The organism is Streptomyces sp. SolWspMP-5a-2 (genome assembly GCF_900091845.1).
Lineage (GTDB): Bacteria > Actinomycetota > Actinomycetes > Streptomycetales > Streptomycetaceae > Streptomyces > Streptomyces doudnae.
Window position 1 is genome coordinate 1 of sequence record NZ_FMCI01000106.1, and the last position, 15,085, is coordinate 15,085.

At 74.0% G+C, this 15,085-nt stretch carries 14 protein-coding genes and 1 pseudogene; 9 read left to right on the plus strand and 6 right to left on the minus strand.

What is annotated here, in order from left to right:
* The 4 genes and pseudogenes from GA0115242_RS10040 to GA0115242_RS10055 form a co-directional block, all read left to right on the plus strand.
* Window positions 1–529: pseudogene (locus tag GA0115242_RS10040) on the plus strand (endonuclease); the annotation flags it as partial.
* Window positions 530–640: 111 nt separating this feature from the next.
* A complete protein-coding gene (locus GA0115242_RS10045) occupies window positions 641–1,426 on the plus strand; it encodes a DUF4142 domain-containing protein (protein ID WP_093826755.1) in 786 nt (261 codons plus the stop codon).
* A gap of 112 nt (window positions 1,427–1,538) precedes the next feature.
* Window positions 1,539–2,336 (plus strand): TIGR04222 domain-containing membrane protein, encoded by a 798-nt coding sequence (locus GA0115242_RS10050; protein ID WP_093826757.1) that lies wholly within the window; start codon window positions 1,539–1,541, stop codon window positions 2,334–2,336.
* 97 nt (window positions 2,337–2,433) lie between these two features.
* Window positions 2,434–4,020 (plus strand): alpha/beta hydrolase, encoded by a 1,587-nt coding sequence (locus GA0115242_RS10055; RefSeq protein ID WP_093826759.1) that lies wholly within the window; start codon window positions 2,434–2,436, stop codon window positions 4,018–4,020.
* 56 nt (window positions 4,021–4,076) lie between these two features.
* Here GA0115242_RS10055 and hemQ read toward each other — a convergent pair whose 3' ends face one another.
* Together hemQ and hemG are read right to left on the minus strand one after the other, a co-directional pair.
* A complete protein-coding gene (gene hemQ / locus GA0115242_RS10060; protein WP_093826761.1) occupies window positions 4,077–4,814 on the minus strand; it encodes a hydrogen peroxide-dependent heme synthase in 738 nt (245 codons plus the stop codon).
* 4 nt (window positions 4,815–4,818) lie between these two features.
* Complete coding sequence (gene hemG, locus GA0115242_RS10065; protein ID WP_093826764.1) at window positions 4,819–6,282, minus strand: protoporphyrinogen oxidase; 1,464 nt, start codon at window positions 6,280–6,282, stop codon at window positions 4,819–4,821.
* 108 nt (window positions 6,283–6,390) lie between these two features.
* Between hemG and GA0115242_RS10070 the strand changes: the two genes are divergently transcribed.
* On the plus strand, window positions 6,391–7,785 hold the full coding sequence (locus GA0115242_RS10070; RefSeq protein ID WP_093826766.1) for an FAD-dependent oxidoreductase: 1,395 nt from the start codon (window positions 6,391–6,393) through the stop codon (window positions 7,783–7,785).
* Window positions 7,786–7,797: 12 nt separating this feature from the next.
* On the opposite strand, the gene GA0115242_RS10075 is transcribed toward GA0115242_RS10070, so the two are convergent.
* On the minus strand, window positions 7,798–8,118 hold the full coding sequence (locus GA0115242_RS10075; protein ID WP_093826768.1) for a hypothetical protein: 321 nt from the start codon (window positions 8,116–8,118) through the stop codon (window positions 7,798–7,800).
* Window positions 8,119–8,242: 124 nt separating this feature from the next.
* Between GA0115242_RS10075 and GA0115242_RS10080 the strand changes: the two genes are divergently transcribed.
* Window positions 8,243–9,067 (plus strand): rhomboid family intramembrane serine protease, encoded by an 825-nt coding sequence (locus GA0115242_RS10080; RefSeq protein WP_093826770.1) that lies wholly within the window; start codon window positions 8,243–8,245, stop codon window positions 9,065–9,067.
* A 6-nt stretch (window positions 9,068–9,073) separates the two neighbouring features.
* On the opposite strand, the gene hemE is transcribed toward GA0115242_RS10080, so the two are convergent.
* A complete protein-coding gene (gene hemE / locus GA0115242_RS10085) occupies window positions 9,074–10,138 on the minus strand; it encodes a uroporphyrinogen decarboxylase (RefSeq protein ID WP_093826772.1) in 1,065 nt (354 codons plus the stop codon).
* Window positions 10,139–10,283: 145 nt separating this feature from the next.
* Between hemE and GA0115242_RS10090 the strand changes: the two genes are divergently transcribed.
* The 3 genes from GA0115242_RS10090 (at window position 10,284) to GA0115242_RS10100 (ending at window position 13,295) form a co-directional block, all read left to right on the plus strand.
* Complete coding sequence (locus GA0115242_RS10090; protein ID WP_093826774.1) at window positions 10,284–10,946, plus strand: DUF3000 domain-containing protein; 663 nt, start codon at window positions 10,284–10,286, stop codon at window positions 10,944–10,946.
* Window positions 10,947–11,155: 209 nt separating this feature from the next.
* Window positions 11,156–11,815, plus strand: coding sequence for a response regulator transcription factor (locus tag GA0115242_RS10095; RefSeq protein ID WP_093826775.1), 660 nt, complete (start codon window positions 11,156–11,158; stop codon window positions 11,813–11,815).
* Window positions 11,816–11,984: 169 nt separating this feature from the next.
* Entirely contained in the window at window positions 11,985–13,295 is a 1,311-nt protein-coding gene (locus tag GA0115242_RS10100; protein ID WP_093826777.1) for a ribonuclease D, read from the plus strand.
* A gap of 36 nt (window positions 13,296–13,331) precedes the next feature.
* On the opposite strand, the gene GA0115242_RS10105 is transcribed toward GA0115242_RS10100, so the two are convergent.
* Both GA0115242_RS10105 and GA0115242_RS10110 read right to left on the minus strand, forming a co-directional pair.
* Window positions 13,332–14,162 carry a carbohydrate ABC transporter permease gene (locus GA0115242_RS10105; protein WP_093826779.1) on the minus strand — a complete coding sequence of 277 codons (831 nt, stop codon included), beginning with the start codon at window positions 14,160–14,162 and terminating at the stop codon, window positions 13,332–13,334.
* On the minus strand, window positions 14,159–15,085 hold a 927-nt coding region (locus GA0115242_RS10110), incomplete at its 5' end, for a carbohydrate ABC transporter permease (protein ID WP_237548964.1). The genes GA0115242_RS10105 and GA0115242_RS10110, both read right to left, overlap by 4 nt.

Genomic DNA, 15,085 nt, shown 5'->3' on the forward strand with positions numbered 1-15,085 from the left:
GCGGGCCACCGCTCCCACGCCGGACCCCGCGAACCACCCGCGGACCACCGCACCCGCACCGGACCCCACGACCCACTCGCGGGCCACCGCACCCGCGCCCGTCGCCGCCCCCTCCCCCGCCCGGCAGCGCCTCGCCGTGGCGCAGGCCGCGCTGCTCTCCGCGCTCGTCGGCGGGACGCCCGTGCCCGAGGGGTTCGACCGGGTGCGGGTCGGGGTGCAGGCGCGGGCGCTCGCCGCGAAGCGGGCGGACGTCGTGGGCAAGGTCGCGCCCGAACTGCCCGTCATCCTCGGGGAGTCGTACCGGCCCGCCTTCCTCGGCTACGCCCACGGGCACCCGATGACCGGCGGCTACCGGCGGGACGCGCTGGATTTCGCCGAGCACCTGCTGCGCGCCGGGGACGTCCGGGACGCGGCGGCGCGCGGGGCGCTGCGCGAGTGGTGGCTGGAGCGGTCGGGCCCCGCGCCCCGGTCGCACCGTCCCGCGGCGCGGCTGGCGCGGGCCACCCGGCGGGTGCTGCTGGGGCGTTGAGCGAGATGTGACCCTTCGCCCCCTGTAGGGCACTCCGGACGGACGCGGCGGTAATATGCCCACCCGCGCCACCGGAGCACTGGTGTGCGATGCCGTACCAGGAGGCATCCCATGCGACCGCGACCCCCGATCACCGGCCGAGGACTCTTCGGCGGCACCGGGATCATCCTCGTCGGCCTGACCGCGACGCTCCTCGCGCTGGCCTTCCCGATCTGGTCGTACGCCGACCGGTCGGGCACCGGACCCGAGGTGCTGAAGGCACAGACGGTGCCGACCAGGTACGGCCCGCTGACCGCCCTCGACCGGGACTTCGTCGTCAAGGTGCGGCTCGCCGGGCTGTGGGAGCTGCCGGCCGGGCAGCAGGCCGAGCAGAAGGGGACCACCGAGGCGGTGCGGACGGCGGGACGGCACCTCGTCGAGGGGCACACCTTCCTGGACGCGCGGGTGCGCGACACGGCCGCGAAGCTGGACCTGGACCTGCCCAACCAGCCCAACGAGCAGCAGCGCGGGTGGCTCTCCGACCTGGAGGCGGCCCGGGGAACCGACTACGACCGGCGGTTCGCGAACATCCTGCGCCTGGCGCACGGCCGGGTCTTCTCCGTGGTCGCGCAGGTCCGCGCCGCGACGGGGAACTCCCTGGTGCGGGCGCTCGCCGACGACGCCAACGCCACCGTCCTCGACCACATCACGGTCCTGGAGGCGACCGGGTACGTCGACTTCGACGCGCTGGCCCGGGACCTGGCCGGGACCGCTCCCCCGCTGACCCGGGCGCCCGCCCCGCCGGGTCCGACCGCGGACCCGGGACCGGTCGTCCCCGTCGTCCCGTCGGCGACGGACGGGTACGACCTGCCCCCGGCCGCCTCCAGCCCGCTGCCCGCGCTCAGCCCGGCGCCCTGAACGCCCCGCGGGCGCGCGCCCGGACGTGCCCGGGGTGACCGACGGCGGCGGTCCGTCCCGGATCGTGAACAGGGCATGGCGCGCGGGTGAGCCCCTGGCATAGAAACGCGGCATGGTGTGGGTTCTCCTCCTGCTGCTCGCCTGGACCGCGGCCGGTACCGCGTGCACCCGGCTCTGCCTGGCCGCCGTCCGCGCCGCCGACGGCACCGGCGCACCGGCCGTCGTCCCGGCGCACGACCTGACGCTCTACGAGGCCGCGTTCCTCTCCGGCGGCCCCCGCCGGGTCGCCGACCTCACCATGGTGGCGATGGCCAGGCAGCGGCGGCTGCTGCTCGCCCGCACCGGCTGGGCCACCGTCGTCGACCCGCTCGGCCGGGACGACATCGAGCGGTCGGTGATCGGGGCGATCGGGCCCGGCGGACAGCGCCGGATCGCCCCGGCGCGGGACGCGGCGGCCGCCGCCGAGGCGGTGGGCAGCCTCGGCGCCCGGCTGGTCGGCGCGGGCCTCGCGGTGCCCGGGTACGGCGACGACGGCGTCGCGGCCGGGATACGCCAGACCCGGGGCGCGGCCCTCGCCGTGGTCGCCCTGGGGGCCACCGCGCTGCTGCTGCCCGGACGGCCCGACCTGCCGGACGGCCTGGTCGCGCTCTGGTTCGCGCTGCCGCTCGCGCTGACCCTGAGCTGCCTGGCGATCGCCCGCGTCGAGGCCCACCCGTACACCCGCTGGGCCTCCCCTGCGGGACAGCGGCTGCTGCGGTCGCTGGCCCGGCGGGCGGGCGGCGCGGACGACCGGACCTACCTCACCTCGATCGCGGTGCGCGGGGTGCGGGCCGTCGCCGAACCCGATCTGCGGGAGGCGTTCGAGCACCGCGAACCCGGCGGGCGCGAGCCGTACGCCGGGGGCGCGTAGGGGGCATTGGCGCCGACACCGCGGGACGGTGCTTGCCTTCGTCCCGGGCCGACCGAAACATCCCTTCTGTTGCCACCGTGCACCGAAGGGACACGCGATGAGAGCCCCCGCCCTCTACACGGCCGCCGGATCGCTGCTGCTGACCACGCTCGCCGCCCCGGCCGGTGGCTCGACCACCGTGCTGCCCGGCGCCGCGGAGGTGCGCGGCGCCTCGGTCGCGGCGGTCAGGGCCGCCGAGACGGGCATCACGTTCGGTGCCTGCGCCGACGCCGCCGACCTGCCGGGCGAGCTGCGCTGCGGCACGGTCTCGGTGCCGCTGGACTACGCCCACCCCACCGGCAAGCAGATCAGGCTGACCGTCAGCCAGGTACCGGCCTCGCACAAGGACCCGCACAACAGCAAGCGGCGGGTGCCCCGGCAGGGCTCCCTCGTCTTCAACCCGGGCGGCCCCGGCTCCTCCGGCCTGCACTACCCGCTGCTCGGCCTGCTCCCCGAGTGGAAGCGGATCGGCGCCGCCTACGACCTCGTCGGGTACGCCCCGCGCGGGGTCTCCCCCTCCGCGCCGCTCTCCTGCCAGGACCCCAAGCGCTTCTTCAAGGGCCCCTCGCAGGCGCCCACCCACCCCTCGGAGTCGTACAAGCGGGAGCGGATCGCGCAGGCGCGGGCGTACGCGCGGGGGTGCGCACGGCACGCGGGCACCTCGCTGCGGTTCTACAACTCCCTCAACAACGCCCGGGACCTGGACGTCGTACGGGCCGCGCTCGGTGAGCGGCGCCTCACGTTCATGGGGTCGTCGTACGGCACCTACTTCGGGGCGCTGTACGCGGCGATGTTCCCCGGGCACGTGCGCCGGATGGTGTTCGACGCCGCGGTGGACCCGGACCCCCAGCAGGTCTGGTACCGCAACAACCTGGCCCAGTCCGCCGCGTTCGAGAGCCGCTGGACGGACTTCCGGGAGTGGGTCGCCCGCCACGACGACGTGTACAGGCTCGGCGACACGGCCGAGAAGGTGCGGCACAGCTACGACAGGGCGAGCGCGCGGCTGGCCGCGGAACCGGCCGGCGGGAAGGTGGGCCCCGCCCAGTTGCAGGGCTCGTTCCTGAGCGCGGGCTACTACGACACCTACTGGCCGCACCGCGCGCAGGCCCTCTCCGACTACCTGGAGGGCCGCCCCGAGCGGCTGATCGAGCAGGCGGGACCGCGCGCGGAGGACGCCGCCGCCGCGGAGAACTCGACCGCCGTCTACACGGCCGTCGAGTGCAACGACGCGCCCTGGCCGACGGACTGGAAGGTCTGGGACCGGGACAACACCCGGCTCGCGCGGGTCGCGCCGTTCGAGACCTGGGACAACGTGTGGATGAACCTGCCGTGCGCGTACTGGCCCGCGCCCCGGCAGCGCCCGCTGGACGTGCGCACCGGACCCGGTGAGCTGCCGCCGACGCTGATCCTGGCGGCCGAGCGGGACGCGGCGGCGCCCTACCAGGGGGCGCTCGAACTGCAGCGGCGCCTCGCGGGGTCGGTGCTGGTGACCGAGCGGGACGCCGGGACCCACGGCATCGCGGGCGGGCCGAACCGGTGCGTCAACGGGTACCTGGACGCCTACCTGCTGGAGGGCCGGGTGCCGGAGCGGCGGTCGGCGTCCTGCGCCGGGCGGCCCGAGCCGAGGGCGACGCTCGCGCCGTGAGGTGACACCCGATGCCCCGCGCCCCGGACGAACGGGGTGCGGGGCATCGGCACGTGTCAGGCCAGTCCGGCGACGAGGTCGCCGATCTCCTTGCGGCGGCCCGTGTAGAACGGGACCTCCTCGCGCACGTGCATCCGCGCCTCGGAGGCGCGCAGGTGACGCATGAGGTCGACGATGCGGTACAGCTCGTCGGCCTCGAACGCGAGGATCCACTCGTAGTCGCCGAGGGAGAACGAGGCGACCGTGTTGGCGCGGACGTCCGGGTAGCCGCGGGCCATCTTGCCGTGGTCGGCGAGCATCCGGCGGCGGTCCTCGTCGGGCAGCAGGTACCAGTCGTAGGAGCGCACGAACGGGTAGACGCTGACGTAGTCGCGGGGCGTCTCGTCGGCGAGGAAGGCCGGGATGTGCGAGCGGTTGAACTCGGCGGGGCGGTGCAGCGCCATGTTCGACCAGACCGGCTCCAGCGCGCGGCCGAGCCGGGTGCGCCGGAACAGGTTGTACGCCTCCTGGAGCTGGTCGCTGGTCTCCGCGTGCCACCAGATCATGAGGTCGGCGTCGGCGCGCAGGCCGGAGACGTCGTACGTGCCGCGGACGGTCACGTCCTTGGCGGCGAGCTGGTCGAACAGCTCCTGGACCTCGGCGGCGTAGCCCGCGCGGTCGGCCTCGCCGGGCAGCACGTCCTTCAGCTTGAAGACGGACCACAGGGTGTAGCGGATGGCCTCGTTGAGGTCCTTGGCCAGCTTGCCCTTGTTCGGGATCCGCTCGGGGGCGGTGGTGGGAGCGTCGTCACTCATGCGGCTATTCTCCCGCCGCGCCGGGCGCGCTCGGCACCGGGTCGGCGGTGAGCCGCGGCACACCGGCGATCTCGTCCACCGCCGCGTGGGCGCTGGCGACGCAGGCCGGGATGCCGACGCCGTCGTAGAGGGCGCCGCAGACGGCGAGGCCGGGCAGCGCGGCGACGTGCGCGCGGACGCGGGCCACGCGCGCGTGGTGGCCGACCGGGTACTGGGGCAGCCCGTCGGTCCAGCGGGTGACGCGGGTCGCGACGGGGACGGCGTCCAGGCCGGTGGCCTCGCGCAGGTCGTGACGGGAGACGTCGACGAGGCCGGCGTCGTCGCGGTCCAGGATCTCCGTCTCGCCGTGGCGGCCGACCGAGGTGCGCAGGATCAGCAGGTCGGGGTTCTCCTCGTCGATCCAGGCCCACTTGCGGGAGGCGAAGGTGGACGCCTTGATGGTGCGGCCGTCGACGGGCGGCACCAGGAAGCCGCTGCCCTCGGGGAGCGCGGCCGCGGAGCGCCGGTAGGCGAGGGTGACCAGGGCCATGGACGCGTACTCGACGGCGGCCAGTTCGGCCGCGGCGGCGGGCGCCTCGGGGCGCAGCAGGGCGGCGGCGGCCGGGGCGGGCACGGCGACGACGACCGCGTCGGCGTCCAGGACGCGGTCCCCGGCGACGACGCGCCAGGTGCCGCGGTCGGCGTCGGCCGCGGTGGTCCTGCGCAGCGCGGTGACCGGGGTGCCGGTGAGGATCTCGGCGCCGCGCGCGCGGACCGAGGCGGCGACGGCGGTCGGGAGGCCGCCGACACCACCGCGCAGGCCCATGAAGACGGGGCCGGTCCCGGGCGCCGCCGCGGTCCGTGCCTGGATGGCGCGGACCGCCTCGGTGAGGGAGGTGTGGGCGAGCGCGGCGCGGTAGAGCTGCGGGACGGCGGAGCGCAGCGAGATGCGGTAGGCGTCGCCCGCGTACACCCCGCCCAGCAGGGGTTCGACCAGCCGGTCGACGACCTCGCGGCCGACCCGGGCGGCGACGTACGCGCCGACCGCGACGTCCTCGCCGACCTCGGTGGGCGGCAGTTCGGCGTCGCGCGCGATGCGGGCGAGGCCCTCCTCGGAGAGGACGCCCGCGAGGGCGGCGGCGGTGCCGGGGACGCCCATGACGTGGCCCTTGGGCATCGGGCGCAGGGCGCCGCGGGTCCAGATCGACGCGGTCGCGGTGGCCGGGGGCTGGAGGGCGTCCGCGAGGCCGACCTCGCGGGCCAGGGCGACCGCCTCCGGTCTGCGGGCCAGCATCGACTCGGCGCCGAGATCCACCCGGGCACCGGCGATCTCGCCGGGCAGCAGCTTGCCGCCGACCCGGTCGGACGCCTCCAGCACGGTGACCCGCGCGCCGCGCTCCAGGAGCCGGTGGGCGGCGGCGAGCCCCGCGATCCCGGCCCCCACCACGACGACCCGCCGGGGCTCCGTACGACTCTCCACTTCGCGCATGCCACCAGCGTCTCAGACGGCACCGACAGCCGGTGCGCGCGCCCCGGTGGCCGCGGCTTTGGTCGGCCCCGGGCGGGGTGGCGGGAGCCGCACGTCTAGCGTGGGTCCATGGACAACGACACCGCAGGGTCGGGCAGGGAACGGCTGGTCGTGATCGGCGGGGACGCGGCGGGCATGTCCGCGGCGTCCCAGGCGCGGCGGCTCAAGGACCCCGGCGCGCTGGAGATCGTGGCGTTCGAACGGGGCCGGTTCAGCTCCTACTCGGCGTGCGGGATCCCGTACTGGGTCGGCGGCGACGTGCCCGAGCGGGACGCGCTGGTCGCGCGGACGCCGGAGGAGCACCGGGCCCGCGGCATCGACCTGCGGACGGGCACCGAGGTCACGGAGATCGACGTGGCCAGGCGGCGGGTACGCGCGCGTGACGTCGACTCGGGCGCGGAGTCCTGGACGGCCTACGACAAGCTGGTGATCGCGACCGGGGCCCGTCCGGTGCGGCCCGAGCTGCCCGGGATGGACGCGGCCGGGGTGCACGGGGTGCAGACCCTGGACGACGGGCAGGCGCTGCTGGACTCGCTGGCCCGCACGGACGGCCGCCGCGCGGTGGTCGTCGGGGCGGGCTACATCGGCGTGGAGATGGCCGAGGCGCTGCTCAAGCGCGGCTACGAGGTGACGGTCGTCAACCGGGGCGGCGAGCCGATGGCGACCCTGGACCCGGACATGGGGCGGCTGGTGCACGAGGCGATGACCGGCCTCGGCATCACGATGGTCAACGACGCGGAGGTCTCCGGGCTGCTGACGCACGAGGACGGCCGGGTGTCGGCGGTGGTCACCGAGGGCGCCCGCTATCCGGCGGACGTGGTGGTGCTGGGCATCGGGGTGCGGCCGCAGACGTCGCTCGCCGCGGCGGCGGGGCTGCCGCTCGGGGCGCACGGCGGGCTGCTGACCGACCTGGCGATGCGGGTGCGCGGCCACGAGGACATCTGGGCGGGCGGCGACTGCGTGGAGGTCCTCGACCTGGTCTCCGGGCAGGAGCGGCACATCGCGCTGGGCACCCACGCCAACAAGCACGGCCAGGTCATCGGGAGCAACGTCGGCGGCGACTACGCGACGTTCCCGGGGGTCGTCGGCACGGCCGTCAGCAAGGTGTGCGACCTGGAGATCGCGCGCACCGGGCTGCGCGAGAAGGACGCCCGCCGGGTGGGCCTGCGCTACGAGACGGTGACGGTGGAGTCGACCAACAGCGCGGGCTACTACCCGGACGCGGCCCTGATGACGGTGAAGATGATCGCCGAGCGTCGCACCGGACGGCTCCTGGGCGTGCAGATCGTCGGGCGCGAGGGCGCCGCCAAGCGCGTGGACGTGGCGGCGGTGGCGCTCACGGCCCGGATGACGGTGGAGCAGATGACGGCGCTCGACCTCGGGTACGCGCCCCCGTTCTCCCCGGTGTGGGACCCGGTCCTGGTGGCCGCCAGGAAGGCCGCGGCGAAGGTGCGGGGGAGCTGACGGGGGCCGGGGTCAGGCCGTGCCGTTGATGCGTTCGATGGCCTGGCGTGCCTGTTCGGCGGGCGGGCGCGGCGGCAGCGAGGAGACGGACCCCGAGGGCGGTGTCACGGCGGGCTGCTCGCCCGCCGGTTTGGCGTGGGCGGCGGGGCGGGTGGAGCGCAGGCGGCTGCTCACCGCCTCGTCGAGGGTGACGGGGCGCTGCATCTGGGACGCCAGCCTCCCGGCCTCCTGACCCAGCCTGGCCACGTCCTCCCAGGGGAGCCTGATCACGAGCGCGATCTCCGCCTCGCCGTCGGGCAGCGCCTGCATGGTGGGGGTGACTCGGTCGTTCATGCCTGATCCTCACGTCGTCCCCACGGCACGCCTTCCCCGGTCCGCGGGCGGTTGAGGAGACATACGCACAGGCGGACGCGGCCGTTCACCGGTTCGCCCGGCGCATCGCGGGCAGTACTCCCGTGTGGTCATACCCGTCCATGACGTGAACCCCGTGCGCCGCACTCCCTATGTGACGTATGCGCTGATCTTCGCGAACGTCCTGGTGTTCCTGTACACGCCCGGTCTCGCCGGGTCGGTCGCGGGCGACAGCAGCCTCTCCCAGATGTGCCATCTCCAGGGGTTCCTCGACCACTGGGCCATGGTGCCGCGGGAGTTGATCCACGATCAGCTGCCGCGGCTGGTGCCGACCGGCGAGGTGGGCACCGGGCTGCACGGCACCGGCTGCGTGGTGGCGCCGCCGACCTGGGACAAGTCGCCGCCGCTGTCCGTCTTCACCGCGATGTTCCTGCACGGCGGCTGGCTGCACCTGCTGGGCAACATGCTGTTCCTGCTGATCTTCGGCAACAACGTCGAGGACCGCATGGGCCACGTCAGGTACGCGCTGTTCTACGTGGTCTGCGGCTACGCGGCCTCGTACGGCTTCGCGCTGCTCAACGCCGACTCGGGCGACCCGCTGATCGGTGCCTCCGGGGCGATCGCCGGGGTGCTGGGCGCCTATCTGGTGCTGTACCCGCGGGCCAGGGTGTGGGTGCTGGTGCCGTTCCTGGTCTTCCTGCCGCTGCGGCTGCCCGCCTGGCTGGTGCTGGGCTTCTGGTTCGTGCTCCAGGCCGTGTACTCGTCGGGCGAGGGCGTCTCGACGGCGGGGACGGTGGCGTACGCGGCGCACGTGGTGGGCTTCCTGGCGGGCATGCTGATCGCCTGGCCGCTGCGCCCGGGGACTCCCCCGCCGCCGGAGCCGCGCGGCCTGCTGTTCGGCAGGCGCGCGCGGGCCAGGCACTCGTGGTGAGGCGGGTCAGGCGGTCTGCTCGTGGACGTACTCCACGAGCCGGGTGAGGGCGTCCGGGTCGGTCGACGGCATCACGCCGTGGCCGAGGTTGAAGACGTGGCCCTCAAGGCCTGCCGCGCTGTCCAGCACCTCGCGGGCCTTGGCGCGGACCGCGTCGGGTCCGGCGAACAGGACGGTCGGGTCGAGGTTGCCCTGGAGCGCCTTGCCGGGTCCGACCCGGCGGACGGCGTCGTCGAGCCTGACCCGCCAGTCGACGCCGACGACGTCCGCGCCGGCCTCGCCCATCAGGCCGAGCAGTTCGCCGGTGCCGACGCCGAAGTGGATGCGCGGGACGCCGTACCCGGCGACCGCGTCGAAGACCTTGGCTGAGGCGGGCAGCACCGAGCGGCGGTAGTCGGCGGGGGCGAGCGCCCCGGCCCAGGAGTCGAAGAGCTGGACGGCGCTGGCACCGGCCTCGATCTGCACCTGGAGGAAGACGCTGGTGATCTCCGCGAGCCGGTCCAGGAGGTCGGCCCACAGCTCGGGGTCGCCGTACATCATGGCCTTGGCGTTCTCGTAGGTCCGCGAGGGGCCGCCCTCGACGAGATAGCTCGCGAGGGTGAAGGGCGCGCCGGCGAAGCCGATCAGCGGGGTGGCGCCCAGCTCGCGGGTGAGCAGGCCGATCGCCTCGGTGACGTAGGAGACGTCCTCCGGGGTGAGGTCGCGCAGCCGGGCGAGGTCGGCGCGGGTGCGCACGGGCTGCTCGACGACGGGTCCGACGCCCGGCTTGATGTCGAGGTCGATGCCGATGGCCTTGAGCGGGACGACGATGTCGCTGAAGTAGATCGCCGCGTCCACGCCGTGCCTGCGCACCGGCTGGAGCGTGATCTCGGTGACCAGCTCGGGCCGCATGCAGGACTCCAGCATCGGGACGCCCTCGCGCACCTTGCGGTACTCCGGGAGCGAGCGTCCGGCCTGGCGCATGAACCAGACGGGAGTGTGCGGCACGGGTTCCCGACGGCAGGCCCTGAGGAAGGCGGAGTCGTAGGTGGCGGACGGCGGCTGGCCCGTGGGGCGGTCGTTGACACTCACGGGAAGAGTCTCCCACGCGCGCGGGGGCCGCTTTCCGACGCCCGGACGCGATGGAATATCGACGTGTCGACCTTTCGCCGCCGGTGACCTCGACAGGCCGGGGTGTCTGGCCGTTGCACGGCCGCGGGTCCCCTAATCTTCCGGCATGGCTGCGGCAGAGGGACGACGGTCGGACGACGGAAAGGACGGCATGGGGGAGGACGAGGGACCTGGGGGCGGCACGACGCCGCCCGCGTTCCGGACCGCCGTGGAGGCGCTGCGCACGGCGCGCCTGCGGCCCCGGATCGAGATGGAGCCGACCCGCGCGCCACAGCGCCTCGCACCGTACGCGTACGCGCTGGAGGCGACCGTCGTGGACGGTGACCAGGACCTGGCCGACGGCCGCCTGGTGCTGCTGCACGACCCGGCCGGGCACGACGCCTGGCAGGGGTCCTTCCGGCTGGTGACGCTGGTGCGCGCGGAGCTGGAGGCGGAGATGGCCGCCGATCCGCTGCTGCCCGAGGTGTGCTGGTCGTGGCTGACCGGGGCGCTCTCCGGGCGCGGGCTGTCGTACGGGGAGCCGAGCGGCACGGTCACCCGGGCGAGTTCGCACTACTTCGGCGGGCTCTCGGAGCGCCCCGCGGCCTCGCAGATCGAGATCCGGGCCTCCTGGACACCGCGGGAGGGGCGGGACGGGGTGCCGGACACGGCGGGGCACCTGGCGTCCTGGTGCGATCTGCTGGCCCAGGTCGGCGGGGTGCCGCCGGTGGGGCCGGGCGACGCGTCGGTCGTCTCGCTGCCCCAGCGGCGGGGACCTCAGTCACGCTGAGTCGACTGTTGACCGTCTCTTTGTCGATACGGCCACTTTCAGTCAGGCATCAGCGTCGAACGAACCGATTCGCGCGCCGAACGATCGATCGCGCGTCCGAATTGCACGAATTGTTACTCACTAGATCGTGATCTTTCCCTAAAGGACTCCGGGTTCGGTGCCGAAGACGTCTGTGACCTTCAAAGCCGTCCCGCACCCCAGGAGGCCTGGTGTCCGTTCTCCTCGAGCAGCCCGCAAGCCTGGTCGCCTACCGCCCGAACAAGCCGACCGCCATGGTGGTCGTGGCCGACCCCCGCGTCCGTTCCACCGTCACCCGCCACCTGTGGGCGCTCGGTGTGCGCGACGTCATCGAGGCCTCGTCCGTCGCGGAGGCTCGTCCCCGCATCGGCAACCCCCGCGACATCTGTGTCGCCGACGTCCACCTCCCCGACGGCTCCGGCCTGACGCTCCTGTCGGAGACCCGCGCCGCCGGCTGGCCCAACGGCCTCGCCCTGTCCGCCGCCGACGACATCGGCGCTGTCCGCAACGCACTCGCCGGGGGCGTCAAGGGATACGTCGTCACCGGCACCCGTACCAACGTCGGGCTCCCCACCCGGCCCGGCGCGGCGCCCATCGGCGCCGGTCCCCGCATGCACCGCCGCCCCCCGGGTGCCCCGAGCCACCCGGGCGGCTACAGAGAGCTGTCCGGCCGTGAGGTCGAGGTGCTGCGGCTGGTCGCCGAGGGCCAGTCGAACAAGGCCATCGGCGTCTCGATGGGCCTGTCCGCGCTGACCGTCAAGAGCCACCTGGCCCGCATCGCGCGCAAGCTCGGCACGGGCGACCGCGCCGGCATGGTCGCGGTGGCGCTGCGCACCGGCATCATCCACTGACGAACCTCCGTTCACGGAGGTGAACGGAGCCCGCACCCGACCCCGCCGTCCCCTCCCCCCACCCCGTGAACCGGATGTTTCACCGGGCTGACTGGTTTGCGACCCCCTGGCGCCCGTCGACGGAACGTTACGTCGACGGGCGCTCTCCATACACAGATAGTCTTGACAGGTGACCGACGCCCAAGAGACCGCAGCAGACAGCTCACTGCGAACCGCCGGAGGCGCACCTCCGGACGGCGGATCCTCTGATTCGGGTACCCCGGATCCAGGGTCGGGACCGGAGCCCACACCCCTGCTCGAACCCCGCGAGGGCATTCCGCCGGTGGTCGCCGACGCGGACGCCCTCGCCGAGGTGATCGCCGCCTTCGCCGCCGGGACGGGCCCCGTCGCCGTGGACGCCGAGCGCGCCTCCGGCTACCGGTACGGGCAGCGCGCCTACCTGGTGCAGCTGCGCCGCGCCGGGGCCGGGACCGCCCTGATCGACCCCGTCGGCTGCCCCGACCTCTCCGGGCTCGGCGAGGCGCTGGAGGGCGTCGAGTGGGTGCTGCACGCCGCCACCCAGGACCTGCCGTGCCTGCGCGAGATAGGCATGGTGCCCACCCGGCTGTTCGACACCGAGCTGGCCGGACGGCTCGCCGGGTTCCCGCGGGTCGGCCTCGGCGCGATGGTCGAGAGCGTCCTCGGCTTCGTCCTGGAGAAGGGCCACTCCGCCGTCGACTGGTCGACCCGCCCGCTGCCCGAGCCGTGGCTGCGGTACGCGGCGCTCGACGTGGAACTGCTCGTCGACCTGCGCGACGCGCTGGAGAAGGAGCTGGACCGGCAGGGGAAGCTGGAGTGGGCCCGGCAGGAGTTCGACGCGATCGCGTCGGCGCCGCCCGCCGAACCGCGCAAGGACCCCTGGCGGCGCACGTCCGGCATGCACAAGGTGCGGCGCAGGCGGCAGCTCGCCGTGGTGCGCGAGCTGTGGGAGACCCGGGACCGGATCGCGCAGCGGCGCGACGTGTCGCCGGGCAAGGTGCTCGGGGACGGGGCCATCGTGGAGGCCGCTCTCGGGCTGCCCGCGAACGTCCACGCGCTCTCCGCGCTGAACGGGTTCGGGCACCGGATGGGACGGCGCCAGCTCGAACAGTGGCAGGCCGCGGTGGACCGCGCGAAGGCGCTGCCCGACAGCGCGCTGCCCCAACCGGGCCAGCCGGTGACCGGACCGCCGCCGCCGCGCGCGTGGGCCGACAAGGATCCGGCCGCGGCCGCGCGGCTGTCCGCCGCGCGGGCCGGGGTGTCCGCGCTGGCCGAGCGGTACAACCTGCCGCAGGAGAACCTGATCACCCCGGACACCGTGCGGCGGGTGTGCTGGGAGCCGCCGCGGGCGGCGGACGCGGAGGCGGTCGCCGCCGCCCTGTCCGGGTACGGCGCCCGGCCCTGGCAGGTGGAGCTGGTGACGCCGGTCCTGGTGGAGGCGCTGGCCGCGCGGGCGGCCTGACGGCCGGGCGGGTGCGGGCCGGTCGTCCCGTGCCCGCTAGCGGGTCGCCCCCTTCGTGAAGCCGTTGTAGACGAACCGCTGGAGGGACAGGAAGACGATCAGGGTCGGCAGGATGACCAGGATCGCTCCCGCCGAGATCGTCTCCCAGTGGGCGCCGAACGGACCCCTGAACCGGAACAGGGACGTCGAGATCACGCCAAGGTCCTCGGACGGCATGTACAGGAACGGGATGTAGAAGTCGTTGTAGACGGCGATCCCCTTCACGATCACCACGGTCGCCACCGCGGGCCGCAGCAGCGGGAAGACGATCCGGCGGTAGATGGTGAAGGCGTTCGCCCCGTCGAGGCGGGCGGCCTCGTCCAGGGACGTCGGGACGGACCGGACGAACTGCAGGAAGATGTAGATCGAGACGATGTCCGTGCCCGTGTAGAGCGCGATGGGCGCCCAGCGGGTGTCGAACATGCCGAAGCTGTCGACGATCTGGAACGTCGCCACCTGGGTGGTGACCCCGGGGACCAGCGCGGCCAGCAGGAAGAGGGCGACCACGGCCTTCCGCAGGCGGAACCGGAAGCGGTCGATCGCGTACGCCGTCATCGAGCCGATCAGGACCGTGCCTCCGACCGCGAGGACCAGGATGAAGGCGGTGTTCGCGAAGGACAGCAGCATGTGGCCGTCCCGGAAGGCCGTCACGTAGTTGTCGAGGTTGAACGGATGGTCGGGCAGGGTCAGCGCGCCGCTGTCGCGCGCCATCTCCCGCGGGGTCTTCAGGGACGTCAGGAGGACGACGCCCAGCGGCAGCAGGACCACCAGGGCCGCGCCCGCCAGGGACAGGTGGACGAGGGCGCGGACGGCCGTTCTGCGGGTCATACGAGGTCCACCCTGTCGTCGGGGACCAGGAGCCGCTGGAGCCAGGTCACCGCCAGGACGATCAGCAGCAGCACCACGGCGCAGGCGGAGGCCAGGCCCGTCTTGTTGAACTGGAAGGCCAGCTTCACGGTCTGGATCACGAAGGTCTCGGTGCCGGTCGCCCCGCCGGTCATGATGTACGGGATGTCGAAGGCGGAGAGCGAGCCGGAGACGGAGAGGATCACCGAGAGGGTCAGCACCGGTCTGATGCCGGGGGCGATGATGTGCCGGAACTGCTGCCAGCGGTTGGCCCCGTCCAGTGCGGCGGCCTCGTACAGCTCGCCCGGGATCGACTGGATGGCGCCCAGGAACAGCACGAAGCTGAGGCCCGTGTAGCGCCACACGGAGACGCCCGCGAGGGAGACGTTCGCGGAGACCGGGGTGCCCAGCCAGGCGTGGTCGGGGTGGCGGCCGAGGAGCGCGAGGACGGAGTCGAGGGTGCCGCCGTCCTGGAAGAAGTAGAGGAAGACGAAGCCGATCGCCACCCCGTTGATCAGGTACGGGAAGAACAGCACGCCCTTGAAGAAGGCCCGGAAGCGGACGTCGAAGCTCAGGACCGTCGCGAAGTACAGGCCGACGGCGATCTGCACCGCGGACGCGGCCAGGTAGTAGCCGCTGACGAAGAACACCTCGAACAGCTCGGGCCGGGTGAGGAGTTCGGTGTAATTGGCGACGCCGGTGTAGTGCAGCCCGGGGCTGACGCCGTCCCAGTCGGTGAGGCTGTAGGCGAGCATGTTGACGATCGGCGCGTAGGTGAACACGGCCAGCAGCGCCAGCGGGGCGAGGAGGAAGAGCCAGGGGGTGACGCTCCGCCACAGCCGGCCGGCGCGCGGCGGGGCGGCGCGGGCGGGTCCGTGCGGCGGGCGGCGCGGGTGCGCCGCCGG

Bases quoted from the DNA above. Each gene is read 5' to 3' on its own strand.
- GA0115242_RS10045 (WP_093826755.1), top strand. From the start codon at position 641: ATGCGACCGCGACCCCCGATCACCGGCCGAGGACTCTTCGGCGGCACC.
- GA0115242_RS10050 (WP_093826757.1), top strand. From the start codon at position 1,539: ATGGTGTGGGTTCTCCTCCTGCTGCTCGCCTGGACCGCGGCCGGTACC.
- GA0115242_RS10055 (WP_093826759.1), top strand. From the start codon at position 2,434: ATGAGAGCCCCCGCCCTCTACACGGCCGCCGGATCGCTGCTGCTGACC.
- hemQ (WP_093826761.1), bottom strand. From the start codon at position 4,814: ATGAGTGACGACGCTCCCACCACCGCCCCCGAGCGGATCCCGAACAAG.
- hemG (WP_093826764.1), bottom strand. From the start codon at position 6,282: ATGCGCGAAGTGGAGAGTCGTACGGAGCCCCGGCGGGTCGTCGTGGTG.
- GA0115242_RS10070 (WP_093826766.1), top strand. From the start codon at position 6,391: ATGGACAACGACACCGCAGGGTCGGGCAGGGAACGGCTGGTCGTGATC.
- GA0115242_RS10075 (WP_093826768.1), bottom strand. From the start codon at position 8,118: ATGAACGACCGAGTCACCCCCACCATGCAGGCGCTGCCCGACGGCGAG.
- GA0115242_RS10090 (WP_093826774.1), top strand. From the start codon at position 10,284: ATGGCTGCGGCAGAGGGACGACGGTCGGACGACGGAAAGGACGGCATG.
- GA0115242_RS10105 (WP_093826779.1), bottom strand. From the start codon at position 14,162: ATGACCCGCAGAACGGCCGTCCGCGCCCTCGTCCACCTGTCCCTGGCG.